The organism is Congzhengia sp., assembly GCF_037235575.1.
GTDB classification, from domain to species: domain Bacteria; phylum Bacillota; class Clostridia; order UBA1381; family UBA9506; genus Congzhengia; species Congzhengia minquanensis.
On the sequence record NZ_JAXUNN010000016.1, the window covers coordinates 1 to 17,755 of the forward strand.

At 43.7% G+C, this 17,755-nt stretch carries 11 protein-coding genes and 1 tRNA gene; 4 read left to right on the plus strand and 8 right to left on the minus strand.

All coding sequences use genetic code 11. The features are described 5' to 3' along the window. Positions 1-151: 151 nt before the first annotated feature. Positions 152-2,845, minus strand: coding sequence for a hypothetical protein (locus WIG73_RS02905; protein WP_337399215.1), 2,694 nt, complete (start codon positions 2,843-2,845; stop codon positions 152-154). Between the two features lie 405 nt (positions 2,846-3,250). Here WIG73_RS02905 and WIG73_RS02910 point away from each other — a divergent pair. Then, positions 3,251-3,326: transfer RNA gene (locus WIG73_RS02910), tRNA-Thr, on the plus strand. 101 nt (positions 3,327-3,427) lie between these two features. Here WIG73_RS02910 and WIG73_RS02915 read toward each other — a convergent pair. From WIG73_RS02915 to WIG73_RS02945, 7 genes are all read right to left on the minus strand, one after another. Then, positions 3,428-4,342 (minus strand): sugar phosphate nucleotidyltransferase, encoded by a 915-nt coding sequence (locus WIG73_RS02915; RefSeq protein WP_337399216.1) that lies wholly within the window; start codon positions 4,340-4,342, stop codon positions 3,428-3,430. A 133-nt stretch (positions 4,343-4,475) separates the two neighbouring features. Beyond that, positions 4,476-7,451, minus strand: a complete 2,976-nt coding sequence (locus tag WIG73_RS02920; RefSeq protein WP_337399217.1) for a hypothetical protein — start codon at positions 7,449-7,451, stop codon at positions 4,476-4,478. A gap of 89 nt (positions 7,452-7,540) precedes the next feature. After that, positions 7,541-8,653 (minus strand): sn-glycerol-3-phosphate ABC transporter ATP-binding protein UgpC, encoded by a 1,113-nt coding sequence (gene ugpC / locus WIG73_RS02925; RefSeq protein WP_337399218.1) that lies wholly within the window; start codon positions 8,651-8,653, stop codon positions 7,541-7,543. A gap of 161 nt (positions 8,654-8,814) precedes the next feature. Beyond that, positions 8,815-10,956 (minus strand): Tex family protein, encoded by a 2,142-nt coding sequence (locus tag WIG73_RS02930; RefSeq protein WP_337399219.1) that lies wholly within the window; start codon positions 10,954-10,956, stop codon positions 8,815-8,817. A gap of 6 nt (positions 10,957-10,962) precedes the next feature. Then, positions 10,963-12,615, minus strand: coding sequence for an S-layer homology domain-containing protein (locus tag WIG73_RS02935; protein WP_337399220.1), 1,653 nt, complete (start codon positions 12,613-12,615; stop codon positions 10,963-10,965). A gap of 124 nt (positions 12,616-12,739) precedes the next feature. Beyond that, complete coding sequence (locus tag WIG73_RS02940; protein ID WP_337399221.1) at positions 12,740-14,284, minus strand: S-layer homology domain-containing protein; 1,545 nt, start codon at positions 14,282-14,284, stop codon at positions 12,740-12,742. 106 nt (positions 14,285-14,390) lie between these two features. Then, a complete protein-coding gene (locus tag WIG73_RS02945) occupies positions 14,391-14,861 on the minus strand; it encodes a hypothetical protein (RefSeq protein WP_337399222.1) in 471 nt (156 codons plus the stop codon). Positions 14,862-15,149: 288 nt separating this feature from the next. Here WIG73_RS02945 and WIG73_RS02950 point away from each other — a divergent pair, with 288 nt between their 5' ends. Genes WIG73_RS02950 through WIG73_RS02960 form a run of 3 tightly spaced genes read left to right on the plus strand, consistent with a single transcriptional unit; the run spans position 15,150 to position 17,746 of the window. Next, the gene (locus tag WIG73_RS02950; RefSeq protein ID WP_337399223.1) at positions 15,150-15,782 is read left to right on the plus strand and encodes a sugar transferase; all 633 of its coding nucleotides are present in this window, start codon (positions 15,150-15,152) and stop codon (positions 15,780-15,782) included. Positions 15,783-15,786: 4 nt separating this feature from the next. Further along, positions 15,787-16,536 (plus strand): GNAT family N-acetyltransferase, encoded by a 750-nt coding sequence (locus tag WIG73_RS02955; protein ID WP_337399224.1) that lies wholly within the window; start codon positions 15,787-15,789, stop codon positions 16,534-16,536. A gap of 16 nt (positions 16,537-16,552) precedes the next feature. Continuing rightward, positions 16,553-17,746, plus strand: a complete 1,194-nt coding sequence (locus WIG73_RS02960) for a glycosyltransferase family 4 protein (RefSeq protein WP_337399225.1) — start codon at positions 16,553-16,555, stop codon at positions 17,744-17,746. Positions 17,747-17,755 lie beyond the last annotated feature (9 nt).

Below are 17,755 nucleotides of genomic sequence, written 5' to 3' on the forward strand. Positions count from 1 at the left end.
CTGGACAGAGGATGGTCTTTCCGGTAAAGCAATGTTCATTAAGGTAATCAGTGAAAGCGTTCATTATATTTTAAGCAAATACTGCAGTTTTAAACAACAAAAAGGCGGTTCTAATTAACAGAACCGCCTTTTTTAAACAACTTATTTTTAATTACTGAAACTTAATTACATAATAACTATCCGGAGCGCCTTCACTGATTACCTTAATGAACATTGCTTTACCGGAAAGACCATCCTCTGTCCAGAGGTTTACAAAGCCTTTTTCACTCCAGTTTACATCAAAGTTCGGCGTGCCTTCAAAGTATTCGTTTTCTCTTGCATCGCAGTTTACTGCTAAAGCTTCATAGTCTTTGCTTTCAGGTGTATCAGTTGCTTCGCCGATTGCATACTCAAATTTTATACCGTCATCATCAACCGGTCCTTTACCCCAGAGACGCATATACTTTTCTGATGAATCAGGTGTTACTGTATATTCTTTTGTTTCCGGCGTAAAGCCTTCAATTTCAAAACCTGATGTTTCAAAGTAAGAAACCTCTGCTGCAGGAAGAACAATTTCAAATGAATAAATGGTTTCTTCACCTGCTGCATTCGTCAGCTTAATTTTAACTGACGTCATCTTACCTCTTTCTAAATCGAAGTAGAACGCATTTTCTTTATTTGCAGATTCAAATGCACCATTATCAATGCTGTATTCGATTTTTACGCCCGCATCAGCATATCCTGCAATTACATAATTATCATAACCAATTGATGCTTTAATGTCTTTATATTCTTTCGTATCCGCATCAAAGTCTGCTACTTTAAAGCCATCTGTAAAGATTGCATTCAGTTTCGCATCGCCTGTGGAAATCGGTGTGTAAACCGCATTAACCGTTGTTGTTGTTGTAATGTCTTCTTTGACATCCCAAGCTCCGGTGAATCCTGCTTTAGCAGGTACTTCGGGGAACTCGGATACTGCTACTGTTTCACCAACATTCTTTGTAATTGTGTCTACCGTCACGCCGTCGGCCACAAAAGTTACCGTAAACTTCTCTGCCGGCTTCGGTGTAGAATTTGGATATACAAAGTTCACTGTCATCGGTTCTCTTTCTTGCAAACTGTCTGTTACACCAAACTTACGCTCACTTCCATCTATCTTTACATTGAAAGATAACGGTGAACCGCCCGATGCCAATCCTGCTGTTATGTCTGCCGATGTCTGTCCCTCATACAGTTTAAATGTATTTTCATCAAAATCATCCACTGTTACGCCATCATTTGTCTTAAATACATAGCAACCTAATTCTGCATCTCTACTTTTTCCCTTTATTGCATCAGTATCAAATTCGCCCTTCATCGCTGCCCATGCCGTATATGCATAGCCACGATTATCTTCTGTTCCAAAGCCTGACTTTACACCACTTGCACCCGTCACTGATGAGTGTGCACTTGAATACCAAATCTCTGAATCTGACGTCGCTTCTGACCATACTTCGTCAATATCATCATAAGCCATCAGCGTTACTTTCGACTTGTCGTATGTAATTACAAACGTTCCGCCCAAAGCTGCTGTCGTATTGTCTGCCACCGCTGCTAATGGGAACAAACCGCTCTTAAAATCTGCCCATTCTCCACTATACAACACTACTCCGGCAGCCTTATTACCTGCACTAAATCCATTGCCTTTACCTGCTACAAAATTGTAAATCGGTGCGTCGGCACTGGGCACTACAGATGCCGGGGTATATACTGCTGTTACTGTTTTTGTTGCTGTAACTGCTTCTGTTGTATCCCATGCACCTGTGTAACCGGCTTTTTCCGGCACTGCCGGAAACTCAGATACTGCTACTGTTTCACCAACATTTTTTGTAATTGTATCTACCGTCACGCCGTCGGCCACGAATGTCACTGTAAACTTCTCAACAGGAATCGGTGTGTAAACCGCATTAACCGTTGTTGTTGTTGTAATGTCTTCTTTGACATCCCAAGCTCCGGTGAATCCTGCTTTAGCAGGTACTTCGGGGAACTCGGATACTGCTACTGTTTCACCAACATTCTTTGTAATTGTGTCTACCGTCACGCCGTCGGCCACAAAAGTTACCGTAAACTTCTCTGCCGGCTTCGGTGTAGAATTTGGATATACAAAGTTCACTGTCATCGGTTCTCTTTCTTGCAAACTGTCTGTTACACCAAACTTACGCTCACTTCCATCTATCTTTACATTGAAAGATAACGGTGAACCGCCCGATGCCAATCCTGCTGTTATGTCTGCCGATGTCTGTCCCTCATACAGTTTAAATGTATTTTCATCAAAATCATCCACTGTTACGCCATCATTTGTCTTAAATACATAGCAACCTAATTCTGCATCTCTACTTTTTCCCTTTATTGCATCAGTATCAAATTCGCCCTTCATCGCTGCCCATGCCGTATATGCATAGCCACGATTATCTTCTGTTCCAAAGCCTGACTTTACACCACTTGCACCCGTCACTGATGAGTGTGCACTTGAATACCAAATCTCTGAATCTGACGTCGCTTCTGACCATACTTCGTCAATATCATCATAAGCCATCAGCGTTACTTTCGACTTGTCGTATGTAATTACAAACGTTCCGCCCAAAGCTGCTGTCGTATTGTCTGCCACCGCTGCTAATGGGAACAAACCGCTCTTAAAATCTGCCCATTCTCCACTATACAACACTACTCCGGCAGCCTTATTACCTGCACTAAATCCATTGCCTTTACCTGCTACAAAATTGTAAATCGGTGCGTCGGCACTGGGCTCCGCAGATACAAGATTTAAACTGCACATGGTGCTCAAAATCATCATGAACGCCAATAAAATTGCAAGTTTTTTCTTCATTTCATTACCTCTCCTTTACTAATTTAATTTTAATAAAATAATTGTGTGGCTTTTTTGCCGCAACTCGTCCGAAAGGACGAAAACATTTTTACGCATCACTCTCTTTTCGCTTTTGTAAATTTTATTTCATTTTCATATAAAATTTTGAAAGCCATTATGGATACGCTTCGTACAAATATTTCTAAAATAAATATGATATATTTATACAATATTAATTATAACTGGTAAAATCAAAAAAATCAATAGTAATATGAAAGATTTTTTGATTTTTTTTTTGTGCAAGTTGTATAAAACTACATATAGTATATTTATGACAATATATTCACAAATTACATGCAAAAAAATAAAAAAAAGTCTTTACATTTCGCTGAGATTGTGGTAAAATAACATTCGTCAGTAAAAAATGCTGCTGTGGCACAGTAGGTAGCGCAACGCCTTGGTAAGGCGTAGGTCGGCGGTTCAAGTCCGCTCAGCAGCTCCATCGGCGAATGCCGCATTTTTAACGCATCTGCTTTTAAGCAGATGCGTTTTTTATTGCAAAAGGGAGAACCCTTGCGGTTCTCCCTTTTCTTTATAACGCAACTACATCAGTTTTTTCGGATAAACGCCGGCTTCAACCAGCTTTTTAAAGGATTCAACCACAACCGACGCATCTTCTTTATATGTAACGCCAAACCACTTATCGTTCGTTTCCAAAAGCTTAACGCTGGCCTTTCCAGATTTTATCATATCGTCAATGATAGTCGGAAGCAAGTATTCAGATTTCAAATCTCCCGGTTTCACCTTTGACAAAAAGTGAATAAAGTCCTCCTCCAGGCAGTCAATAAACTCCGGTGTAAGCCCCCAAAAATTCATAGACACATAGCTTTCAGCATCAATGGGAACAAGCGTTCCGTCCTCTGCCGGCACCGCTGCGCCGCCGGGGATTCTGGTGATATCAGAAGTTTCCACAACATCTACCAGCATATTATTATCATCAACCGTGCAAATGCCGCGGGTAACGCCGCCATTGTCGCTGAGCGTGTTTTTCAAAATGAAGCCGGCCATGCAGTAACTAGACGGATTTTTTCTTGCTTCTTCAGAAACCAGGTAATCATGCACCCGGACAAAGGCCTCTTTTCCATAGTAGTCGTCTGCATTAATTACGACAAAGGGAGTTTTTACAATTCCTTTGCAGGAAAGAATTGCGTGGCCGGTTCCCCATGGCTTTTTCCGTTCTGCCGGCGTTTTATAACCTCCGGGAAGGTTTTCCAGTTCCTGAAATGCATAGGAAACATCACAAATTTTTTCAATTCGATTGCCGATAACCTCACGAAAATCCTTTTCTAAATCGTGGCGGATGATAAAGACAATTTTATTAAACCCTGCCTCCAATGCGTCATGAATTGAGTAATCCATAATAATTTCACCGCTGGGGCCCACAGGTGCAAGCTGTTTGATTCCGCCCCCGAACCGGGATCCGATGCCCGCTGCCATAATTACTAATGTTGTGTCCATTAATTTGCCTCTTTTCTCATTAAATTTCGGATTCTATTATACCACAGCACAACGCCGTTTTCAAGTTAATTTTTCCAGCGAAAAAGAAAAACTGCATTGCGGAGTGTACACCGCAATGCGATTATATGATACTTTATTTTACAATCCAGTTGTCGTCTGTGTTTAAAACCGTAATATTTTTTACAAAAGGCGTAACGTCCGTCAGATTGTTCCAAACAAACAGCTTTGCCGAATCCGGCTGACCGCCGGTATAGGGCACGGTTTCTGAAACAGCTGTGTCCTCCTCTGTTACCGGAATTGAAACAACGCCCACCAATTCCTCGCCGCTGTAAACTGCCATAACCACAACGCCCTCGGCAGGTGCTTCTATAGCGAAATCAAAGGTACAGGTGCCGGCAGAAGCGTTTATCATTACAGCGTTGCGGCTGTCCGCCTTTTCAAATTCAACGGCTGCAATCCGCGTTGTGCCGGCCGCAGGATTTGCGGCAATGACTTGAACCGTATGATAGCCCGCCGGCAAATAGACGGTTTCATCAAACGTTTGTGCTGTGTATGCTGCTAACGGGCAGGAATAGCTGATAGAATTTGAAGCCGCCCCGCCGTCCACACTTAATTTTATTCCGGTTGCAGTTTTTGCGTCGCCGCTGTTGTCATTGTTCAGCAAGAGGCGGACGTTATAAAAACCGGCTTTTTCTACATTCAGCGCATAGGTAAAAGCCACGCCGGAATGGAACACGGCATTGTCGTAGGTTTCGCCGTCTACCTTATATTGGTCACCCCAAACCTGGTAGCCAAACCACCAGCCCTTGTTGTTAATATTTCCGGTTTTATATTCCCTTGCGCCAAAGCGCGTAATGCCGCTTGGCGATAAAATCTTATCAATTCTTCTGATTTCAAGCTTAGAAAAGACGCCGCCGTTTGCATATTCCAGCCGAAACGTATGCTCGCCCTGGTCCAACGTTACAGAATCCTCAACGATTCTCATCTCGCGTCTATCGGTGTGTGTAGCCAAGTTCCCCGTTTCTGCATACATGGGGTCAGTTTTGTTAACCCCGTCCACAATCGCCTGCGCGCTTCCCGGGGCACCCTGTGTGGAAGTCAGGAAAAACATATAGTCGCCCTTTTCCGAAATATTGAGTTTAAACTCTGCAAAACCATTGCTTTCAAACACAACGTCTACGCCGGAAATAGAGGTGCCAGAGCTGTTCACTGCCGCCGCAAAGGGAATTTTCGTTTTTCCGCTGGCTGCTACGTCCACCGCAGCAGCGGGAACTTTTTCAAGTTCAACTGCAAACAGTCTGGTGTCCGCCTGCACACCGGAGGTCTTTTTAAACGTGAGTGCGTGCGTTCCTGCCGTTAAATAAACCGCATTGTCAAATGGGTGTTTTGTCACCGCCGCGGCGGTTGTAAAGGTTGCAGTTCCTGACTCCGCGTCTGATCCGTCTGCATAAACAGACCAAACCAGGCTTTTGCCGGCCGAACCGTTTAGGTATAGGCTCATGTCATACCAGCCTGTCTCATTCACATTTACTTTATAGGTAATTAATGCTCCCGATGTATTATTGCAGGCAATAATATTATAATAGGTGCTGCCTGCAATGTTGAAACTACCGCCTTGAAGGGCCTGTCCGGCGGGCGACCACCAGTCGTTGCCGGATACGTAATCAATAAAATCATATCTTGCTGCAATCACTGTCTTACCGGTTGGTTTTACGGCAATGTCCGTGCGTTTTACGCAAACCTGCCAAACTTCCGTGTCAACCGTGAAAGAAAGTGTTATGCTGTGGGTGCCTGCTTCAAGCTCTTTTCCTGAAACGAGCGTCCAGGGCATTTGTTTCGTCATCTGGCTGCTTGCCGCATTGGTCATATACATTGCATGTGTATCGTTCTGAGTACTTCCGTCAAAATACATCTCGATACCGCCAAGAGCAGATTTCGCCTCCAGCAGCACGGAATAGGTTCCTGTTTCCAAAATATCAAACGTATATGTCACATCTGTCCCGGCGAGAAATTTTAACGCTTTGCTTTTTCCGCCCACCAGACCGTTTGCCGTGTAGCTTGAAGCAGATCCAACCGAAACATTTTCCTGTGGTGTGACGTCTGCATATTCATTTAACGCCAAGAACGTAGACCCTTCAGCGTTTACCGTTAAAACGTCTGTCCGTTCGGCAGTCAGTCCGTCAAAATAGCCTTCGCCGGATAAATTCAGAAAATAAATATCATTTGCGCCGGCGTTTAAATAAACTGCCGGGAACGATTTCGACACAACGCCCGTGTCGCTGTCTTTCAAATAGCAGATTTCACCGACCCTGTCGGAGTCTTCTAAACCATTGGCGTACAGCGAAACCATGTTGCTGTTGTTATAGATGCTGAGGCTGGGCGTGAACATATAGTAGCCTGCTGTTTGCACGTCTAAGGTATATTTTAAATATTTAGAGCCAGTAAAATATACGCCTCTGAATGTTTTCACCGGGCTAGTCAACTGGGAAGAGGTATAGTCGCCCACCAGTGGATATCCTTCCGGAACGGCTTTCCGTCCGCCGGACATCTGCTGGTCAACGTGCACGGTTCCGACATCTGCATCAATCCAGTCTGACGGGGAAAGAGATACCTTGTCAGATAAAATGGAAAGCTCAAGCTTCCTGACATCAATGTAATTTACCGTTGTATTTTCAGAAAACGAAAGGCTTATAGTATAGAGTTTGCCCGCTTCAAGGGCAAGATTGTTTTCACCAGTAACCAATTCCGATGTCGTGTCGCTTGTAGTTTTCTTGCCGTAGAGTCGCACATAGGCCGGATTACTGTAGTTTTGCACACAGTAGTGCGTAAAGCTGGCAATTGCTGAGGAGCCATCCGACACCTGAACCGTTGCTGTTGATGCGCCATTGTTTTTTAACGCAAAGAGCGCATAGGTTCCACTTTCGGCCGGGGTGAATGTAAAGGAACGCGCCGTGTCTTTTGCAAAAGCACCGTCAGAAAGTTCAATTCTTAAAAAGCCGTTATCCAGGGTTTTCACCGTGTCCCCCTCCGCGCTTATCTGCATAGAAACCATCGCATTCAGCACAAGAATTGCCGCAGCCGTAAAAATTGTAAAAAATCTTTTTTTCACAGTAATTTCTCCTCTCTCCCTATAGTGAAACAAACAGGAGGAAAAGGCCCTCCTGTTTGTTTCTTTTTGCGTACTAAATATATAAAAACTTAGTTTAAAATTGCAAGTTCTGTTTCCTTATCAAATAAGTGCACCCGGTTCATGTCAAACGCAACTTTAATATCGTCTCCAGCTTTTGCTGTAGATCTCGGATCAACTTTGGCAATAAAGGATGCGCCTTCAATCGTAAGGTGAAGCAGGGTTTCTGAACCCATCAGCTCTGTTACCTCTACATGTGCGTTTACAACGCTGGTAGGAGCGGAACTTAAATAAACCTCTTCATCGCGGATATTTTCCGACCTTACGCCCATAACAACCTGCTTGCCGATATATCCCTTGTCAATAATTTTTGAAGCTCTGCCGTCAGGGAATTTAACGGAAGCTTTCCCAAACGTAAAGTAAACGCCGTCTTCTTTCTTTTCCAATGTGCCATCAACAAAATCCATAGTCGGGCTACCGATGAAGCCGCCGACAAACATATTTACAGGATTGTCGTAAAGCACCTGAGGCGAATCAATCTGCTGGATAATACCGTCTTTCATAACAACGATACGGCTTCCCATTGTCATAGCCTCTGTCTGGTCGTGGGTAACGTAGATAAAGGTTGTTTGCAGTCTTTTATGTAATTTGTTGATTTCTGCTCTCATCTGTCCGCGGAGTTTTGCGTCAAGGTTTGAGAGCGGCTCATCCATTAAGAACACCTTCGGTTCACGGACGATGGCACGTCCCAATGCAACCCTCTGGCGCTGACCGCCTGACAAAGCCTTCGGCTTTCTGTCTAACAAATGTTCAATGTCCAGAATTCTTGCTGCTTCTGTAACTCTTTGCTTAATCTGCTCTTTCGGCATTTTACGAAGTTTTAAACCAAACGCCATGTTGTCAAACACCGTCATGTGCGGATACAGGGCGTAGTTCTGGAAAACCATTGCAATGTCCCTGTCCTTCGGGGGCGTTTCATTCATCAGTTTGTCGTCAATATAAAGTTCGCCTTCAGATATGTCTTCCAAACCGGCAATCATACGAAGCGTTGTTGATTTACCGCAGCCGGAAGGGCCAACAAGAACGATAAATTCCTTGTCTTCAATATCTAAATTGAAATCACCAACAGCGGTAACACCACCTGGATATCTTTTGTAAATGCCTTTGAGATTAAGTCCTGCCATTTTTTAACTACCTCCAAATTTAACTTTCACTTTATTTCACATAAAATTAGTAACAAATTAATTATACCATAATTCCAGCCCGATTGTTAGGCCATTATTGAACAAAATTTTGGCAATTTATTTGGTTAGTTTGCATAAAAGCATAAAACTAATCAAATTAACTAAGCCTCCTTCATAGACAGTGAAATTCTGTTTTTAACAAGGTCTACGGCTAGCACCTTAACAGAAACCACATCACCTACACTCAAAACTTCCTTGGGATGTTGAATGTAACGTGCGCAAATTTGCGAAATATGCACCAGTCCATCCTGGTGGACGCCAATGTCAACAAACGCGCCGAAATCAATCACGTTCCGAACGGTTCCGGTAAGAATCATTCCGGGCTTTAAGTTTTCAATGGACATCAGTTCCGATTTCAAAATGGGTTTTGGCAACTCGTCCCGCACATCGCGCATAGGCTTCTTAATTGCTTCGATAATGTCCATTATGGTAATTTCACCAGTATTGGTTTCTTCTGAGATCCGTTTTAAATCCAGTTTTTTTATTTCTGCGTCAAACTTACCCCGGTCAAGGGACACCACAGATGCGCCGGTTTTTTCTAAAATCAGTTTGGCGGTTTGATACGATTCCGGATGAACAGGTGTTGCGTCCAGCGGATTTTTCCCGTCTGTAATGCGCAGAAATCCAGCGCACTGCTCAAACGCTTTTGCTCCCAGCTTTTTTACCTTCATCAGCTGTTTGCGCTCGGTAAATTTGCCCTCGGTTTCCCGATAGGCCACAATGTTTTTCGCAATGGATTTATTAATTCCGGAAATATACGAAAGCAGCGGCACCGATGCCGTGTTCAAATCCACGCCCACGGCGTTCACGCAGGCTTCCACCGTTCCCGCAAGGGCCTCGCTGAGCCGTTTCTGGTTCATATCGTGCTGATACTGCCCCACGCCGATGGATTTCGGTTCAATTTTCACAAGTTCGGAAAGCGGGTCCTGCAGCCTGCGGGCAATGGAAACCGCACTGCGCTGCGCAACGTCGAAATCCGGAAATTCCTCCGTACCCAGTTCTGATGCGGAATAAACAGACGCGCCGGCTTCATTCACCACTGCATATTTCACTTCGTGCTTTGTTTCTTTTATTAACTCAGAAATAAATAACTCAGACTCTTTTGACGCGGTGCCGTTCCCAATGGAAATTACATCCACGTTCCACTTTTCAAGCATGTTAAGTAGCATTTTTTTTGCTTTTTTCTTGTCGTGGTGCTCCAGTGTAAAAAAGGCCACGGTTGTGTCGAGCACTTTCCCCGTTTCGTCCACCACCGCAATTTTGCAGCCCGTCCGGTAGCCCGGGTCTACCCCCATGACGATTTTCCCCTTCACCGGCGGCTGCATGAGCAGGCGGCCCAAATTATCGGAAAACACATCAATGGCAGATTCCTGCGCCCGGTCTGTTAGCTCCACGCGGATTTCGTTTTTCACAGATGGGGCAATCAGCCGTTTTAATGCGTCCTCCACGGCAGAAACCACCATTTCGGTAAGGCGGCCGGTGCCGTCTTTTTTCACATACAGCCTGGAAATACCCTGCACGATATCTGCGTCTTCAACGTCTAACGATACCTTTAAAAAGCCTTCATTTTCACCGCGGTTGATTGCCAAAATTCTGTGATTAGCAATTTTCCGCACCGGCTCTTGAAAGTCGTAATACATGGCGTAGGTACTGTCTTCATCTTTTGCTTTTTTCACCGTCATAAATCCGTCGTTCCAAATTTTTCTCCGGACAAAGGCCCTCACCTGGGCGTTGTCGGAAACGGTTTCTGCGATGATATCAAGCGCGCCGGCAAAGGCCTCCTCTGCCGACTCCACGGACTTGCCCACCAGCGCTGACGCGGCCTTTTCCACTTCCGCTACCGTGGCAGTTTGTGCCAAAATCAGCTCTGCCAACGGCTCCAAACCTTTTTCTTTTGCTATAGAGGCCCTGGTTTTGCGTTTCGGACGGTATGGCCTGTATAAATCGTCCAGCTCTGTCTGGGTCAAAGCCTTTTCAATCTTTTCTTTTAATTCATCGGTGAGCGCGCCCTGCTCACCGATAAGCCTCAATATGTCGTCACGCTTTTCTTCCAGGGCGCGAAGCTGTTTCAGACGCTCATAAAATTTTCTAAGCAGTGCATCGTCGGCAGAATTTGTCAATTCTTTCCGGTAACGCGCAATAAAAGGAATGGTGTTGCCCTCGTCAATTAAAGTGACTATGTTAGAAATCACCTTGTCTGACAGGGAAAACTCCTCTTTTAGCTGCTTAAATATTTTATCCAATGCAAATTACTCCTTTAATGAATTGACATATGCCGTCAGCATGCCATAAACCATCTTGGCTGCTTCCTGTCTTGTTGCGAACTGGTTTGGATTAAAGTTTCCGTTGTCGTCGCCCGAGATGATGCCCAGTCCAAAAATTGCAAGGACGTGGTCTTTCGCATAGTCGCTGATGGTTCCGTAATCTTTAAACACAGAACTGCTTGCCTTGTCTGCACGGATTCCGTTTGCTTCCAGCACAGTATTAATAATTTTTGCCATATCCTGACGCTTAATCTTCTGGCCGGTTCCAAACATGTTTTCACCAATACCGCTTACAATGTTGTTTTCATACGCGCTGGCAACATAGGAATAGTACCACGCTCCCTCAGCTACGTCTTTAAAATCAACCTTTAATGCTGTGTCGTTTAAATCAAACAGCTCAACCACCAGCTTTACAAATTCTTCCCTGGTGATGCTGGCATCCGGCTCGAAGGCGGTTTCGCTCTTGCCGTTGATAATGCCGCGGTTATAAAGCGCCGCAATAAAGCTTTTTCCCCAGCCGTTTGCATCTGCAAATGGATAGGATAGCGATTTTACAACATAAACGCCGTCTGCCTTCACCTGTGCTAATATTCCTTTTTCCGACGGAACGGAATATTTCACCGGAACAAGCTTTCCGCCGCTGAATTCATAAAGCATGGGGCTTTGTGCCTGTGTGGAAATTTCAATCACATTGGCGGTGTCTGCTTTGGTTTTAATAATAAATCCGCCACCCAAAAGCTCGTCCGTAATACCGTCATAAGATTCTAAAACGGTGTAGTTGCCGGTTTCTTCTTCTGTCGGCTTTGTGTCATCCGGCTTGTTGTTATCTGAAGTTCCGCCATTTCCACCGCCGCCCGTGCCGCCATTTCCGCCGCCGGATTGGGAGGAGGATTCTTTCTTGCAAACGCCAAGGTCGTCAAGGGCCGTTGCCACCGAGGACTTGTCGCTTTGCGGAACTTTACTGTTTAAAAAGGTAACTAACGTGTCAACCATCTGCTGGTAGGTCACGGTTTTGCCTGTCTTGCTGATATAGCCGTCCCAAACCGCATCGAAATCATCAGCAAATGTTTGGCTGACGAAATTTACATCAAATTCGCCGTCTTTAAATTTTAGCATCGGTTTGCTTTCGTTAATTTCCGGTATTATGGTAAACAGATTTGCAACAACACCGGCAGTAATTCTGTCCTCGGTAAAGATTTTTTCTGCCGCCGGATAACGCTTATACAAAACATTCATCAATTTTTCCATGCCCTTAAGCGTTGCATCCGAAGCATTTTCTAACTCAATTTTCTTTTGAAGAATGTCAGCGTAAGTGAGCCGAATCCCTGTTTCATCTTTAATACAGGTAAAGGACTGAAACACCCTCCTTAACGTCGGCTTGTCCACGGAATCACCGACAATTTCTTGAATAATACCGTCCATAGCACCGGAATCTAAGTTAAGCAAGGCCGCGCTTACACCGGTATCGGTTGTAATAAATGGCCGAAAATAACTAATGTAACCGTCACGCTGTTCCGTTGTATATTGTGCAAGTTTATTTAAAACCGAATCTAAAATTCCGGAATCTTCTCCCGAAATAACGCCAGCCGGCATGATAACCAGCACAACAGCAAGTATAATAGAAATAATTCTTTTCATAATTTATCCTTTCTGCTAATCCTATTTCATATATTTGTTTCATCTGGCAAAAAGACCGCAACTAAATATGAAACGTCATTGCGTTTTCAATCCGTTGCGGTCTCATTCATTTAAAATTCAGCTATTATTTGCTCATAAAGGTGTAATATTCTAAACCATTGTAGAGCATCTTAGCGGCTTCTGCCCTTGTTACATCATTAAAAGGCTTAAAGGAGCCATCCGGATAACCACCGACAATTCCAAGGTTGGTTGCTTTGCCTACATATTCTCTTGCATAGCCTTGAATGTCTGCTGCATCTGTATAGGTCATAGATGTTGAAGCGTCTGAGTCTTCGGTGAGTCTCATAATAACAGTAATCAGTTCCTGTCTGGAAATTGTGCGGGTGGGTTTAAATTCCCCGTCATCATAACCGGTGAAGAGCTTCTTTTCAACTGCAATATTTACATAACCTCTTGCCCAATCTGCGATCGTAGCATCATCTGAGAATCCGGAGTTTGCATCTGCCATTGCAGCGTCAGGTGACAGTCCCATCGCACGAACCAGAGCAACCGCAATTTCCTGACGGGAAATGCTGATGTTCGGTCTAAACGAACCGTCTTCATAACCAATAAAGATTTTTCTCTCTGTCAGGTTCATGACATACGGTACTTCCCAGCTGCCTGATGTCATATCGTTAAACAGTGGTTTTGATGTGTTGTACGTCGGTGTTGTCAAAACAAACTCATCACCCGTAGAAGTGCCCGGTCTGTTCGGTCTTGTTGAACCACCGCCGGGGCGTGTAGGATCCGTATCATCCGTATCATCCGGATCTTCTTCATCAGCCGGTCTTTCTGCCGCTGACTGACCTTCTTTGTAGAGATTAATATCTTCATTTGCAAGAACAATCTTTAAATTGTCTTTCTGTTCGTCAGAAAATGAGTTAAACATTTCTACAACACCGGTAAGAATATCGAAACCTTTCTGAAGGTCGGTGCCTCTTGATTCTACATCTACACCGTTAATTGAAGAATACTCCAATGTACTTCCAAGATCCTTAGCAAAGGTCTTGCTATATGTAGAAAGCACAAAATCGTCGTTTCTGTCATTTGTCATTTTAAAACGGCCGTTAAACGGTGTAATCAGGTTCAAGAAATTTGCACTGTCAATTTCATGAAAATCTAAGCCTGTTTCTGCATCGTCAGTGATATATGCGTCAAACAGTGCATCTGCCGCAGCTTTTTCTTCAGCATTTAACTCAAGAGGCGTTTTCTCGAACACCCCGTTTACAGGATCTTTGCCAAAATTGTCGAGAGATTCTTTTCTGGCACTTAAACTGGTGTTTTTATAAAGCTCCAGTAAAAAGATAAACTGATCGCTGTACTTATCTTTTACCTGGTCAACAAACTTATTAAAGATAATTTGCATGTCATCGTTTGCCGGTAAATCTTGTTCGCCTTTCAAAGCGGCAATAATTGTGTCAATGCCGTTTGTTCCGTCAACCATATATGCTTTAAATACCATCCAAATTCGAATGCGCTGGCCTGGATCCTCTGGCATATACTTACAAAACTCAGTTACAATCTCTGAAATTTTGCTTTCGGGCACATCAATTGAACCTGCCGCAAACGCCGGAGTTACTGACGTAAGCAATAAGGCAGATGTCAAAATGGCACAAAGAAACTTTTTCATTTTTAACACTCCTTCGTATTTTTGTAATATTATATTTTTATTTTAACCATGAGCAAAATACTGATATACCCCAATCGATTTTGCGAGGCATGGTTACCTCCTAAAATTATTCCTCCAACAGATACAGGTATTTTGAATAATATTGTTTAATTTGTTCTTTGTTTTCATCCGTTAGGTTCTCCTGCAGAATTTGCATTGCCTGCGTAAGCTCTTCCTGACTGATTCCGTCCTTTGCAAAAGACAAAAGCCGGGAATATTCCTCAGAGGGCAGCGCCTTTGCCAGAAGGGACAGCACTGCAAACTTGTCGCTCACAGAAATTTTCGACTCTAATCGTTTCATTGTTTCGGCGTCAAGCTTTATTTTAAGATTTTCTGCCGGGTCTGCATCATTCCCCTCGGTAACCACCGGAAGCTCCACGCTGCCATTGTCTTTCAGCAGGTCGCTGTCGCTGATGGTCTGTGTCACTTTTGAAAACATTTTGTTTACGGCCACATTAAACGCAACAACACCGCCAATGACCAAAACAGCAAAAACAATACCTGCAATAAGGAGTCTTTTTTTCGTAGATTTTTTCACGCTGGGCCTCCTTAAGTGCATAAACAAATGACACTGTTTTATGTTATTATATCGCGAATTGCTGCAATTGTCAATTCTTATTCCATATTTTTTTATTATTTTTCTGTTACAGCCATGCAGAGCACTGTTTTTATTAATAGTATATATTATGACTATGAAATTATCAAGTATAATTTGAAAATTTGTTGATTTTTTTTTGAAATTATGGTATGATAAAGACAAATGATAATATGTGGTGTTGTATGCAGTTTGTTTGCATGCATCTCCCGGCTCCGGAGGTAACTTAAAATGTACCGTTTCTTTTTTAAACGCGTGCTTGATATAATTGTTTCTCTTATTGCTTTGCCCTTTGTTTTGGTCATTTCTCTAATTCTGTCTGTCGTTATTTTTTTTAACGACGGCGGAACGCCTTTCTATTTTGCAGAACGGCTGGGCAAAAACGGCAAAGTTTTTAAAATGTATAAACTGAGAACCATGAAAAAAAATATGCCCGATCTGCGCAATCCCGACGGCTCTACATACAATTCAGAAGACGACTATCGCTTAACTTCCTGCGGCAAATGGATTCGGCGGTTTTCGTTAGACGAGCTGCCCCAGGTTTTGAACGTGCTGAAAGGTGAAATGAGCCTTGTAGGGCCCAGGCCGGATTTGCCCTCTCAGGAAAAATTCTATGTGGGCAATGAGCGCGACAAGCTTTTGGTGCGGCCCGGCATTACGGGTTATTCCCAGGCCTATTTCAGAAACTCCATTAGCTGGAAGGAACGGATTGAGTTTGATATTTTTTATATCCAGAATGTTTCCTTTATAATGGATATGAAAATTATGTTGAAAACCGCTACAGCTTTGTTTCAATCAAAAAATATTTACAATACAGCCGTTCCATCTCCCTGTCCAACGGTGGAAACTGTTGTGAAGGGGTGAAAAAATGTCATTTGCAGTTCACGGTCTTGCGTGGGACACAGAATATTTCGGCTTTCCCTGTGCAAACATTGATATTTTGGGGACGCTGTCGGATAACGACGCAAAAGAACTGGTTCGGCTATCAATGCAATACCGGTTTGTCACCATCCACAACCCGGATGCATTGATTGGCAACGAAAAAACAATTTTAAGCTTACCCAATACGATAAAAACAGATGTCAATATCCGGCTGTGCAGCTCAGACCCTGCGGGCATTGAGGGGGCTGTTTCTGCACTGCCGTTAGAAATAAAAGAGGGATATTCCGTTGTTTTGGACAATAATATGCCCCTTAGTCCCGATGTGTTTGACGCTGTGCAGGGTTCGTTCGTCCATTCCCGTTTTTATCAGGACAAGCATATTACAATGGAAAAGGCCGACGGCGTGTTTTATAACTGGCTGAAAAATGCTCAGAACAGGCCGGACAAGTATTTTTGTATTTGCAGATATCAAGGCCGCTGCGCCGGTGTTATGCTGCTTTCTTTCATCGACAAAAAAAGCATAGTCATTGAGCTGTTGTCCGTCTGCAAAACGTTTCAGGACATGGGAATCGGAACCTTAATGATGCGCCGGCTGGGCGTGTTTCGTGCTGAAAAAAACGTGACAAAAATTTTAGTTGGCACACAGGAGCGCAACAGCGCGGCTTTGGCCTTTTATAAAAAAAATAATTTTAAATCAGACAGAAAAACCCATATATATCATATGTGGAATGATTGAAGGAAATGAAGTCTGCATGAATATACTTTATCTTACATCCGTTTTCCCGCGTCCTGAAGACGGCGCCACCATATATACTGACCTTGCCTGCGAGCTGTCCCGCAGGGGACACAGTCTGACGGTGGTGGTTGCGGATGGAAAAAAAACGCAGGAACAGGCGCAGTTGGGAACCGAGCGCGGTTTGGAAGTTCTTCGCGTCCGCACCGGAAACCTGTATAATGTGGGCTTTTTAAAAAAAGGTCTGGCAACCCTTTTGCTCAGTCATCACTTAAAAAGAGGCATAATGCGGTTTTTGAAAAACAGGACGTATGACCTGATTTTGTATGAAACGCCGCCCCTTGCCGTTTATAAAACGGTTCAATATGCGAAAAAAAGATTTGGTGCATCGTCCTTTTTAATGCTAAAGGACATTTTTCCGCAAAACGGCGTAGACCTGGGAATTTATAAAAAGAACAGCTTCATATTTCAATATTTTAGAAGACAGGAAAATGCGCTTTACCGCGTGTCGGACAAAATTGGCTGCATGTCGAAAGCCAATATGGAATATATGAAAAAACACAACCCGGCGGTATCCGGCAAGGTAGTTTTTTTCCCCAATACCAAGGCGGTTTCTGAAATGCCGGCAATTTCGAAAGCGTCTGTCAGGGAAAAATTCCATCTGCCAGCGGACAAAACCATTTTTGTATTTGGCGGAAACATTGGGCTTCCTCAGTCGCCAGACGCCTTAATTGCGTGCGCGAAAAAAATTTGCGAAATGGAAAAGGCCTTTTTTCTCGCCGTCGGGCGGGGAACGCACACCGAGTACGTGCGCCATGCGCTGAGCAACGCGGACAATTTTATGGTTTTAAACGAATTGAAGCGGTGTGATTATGAGGAATTGCTGTCTGCATGTGATGTCGGTCTGATTTTTTTAGACAGCCGGTTTACGGTTCCCAACTTCCCCTCCCGAATTCTTTCCTATATGAATTTTTCTCTGGCAGTTTTGGCCTGCACCGATAACGTCAGCGATATAAAAGACTTACTTTCGGAGTCCGGCTGCGGTTTTTGGTGTAAGAACGGTTGCCTTGCGCAATTTAAACAGCTTGCGGGGAAACTGTGCGAAAATTCTCAAATGCGGGAAGAGATGGGCCGAAAGGGCTATTTATTTTTTAAAGAGCGTTTGAACCCAGGCATAAGCGCAGATTTGCTAGAAACATATATGGGAAATTGAATGGGTGAA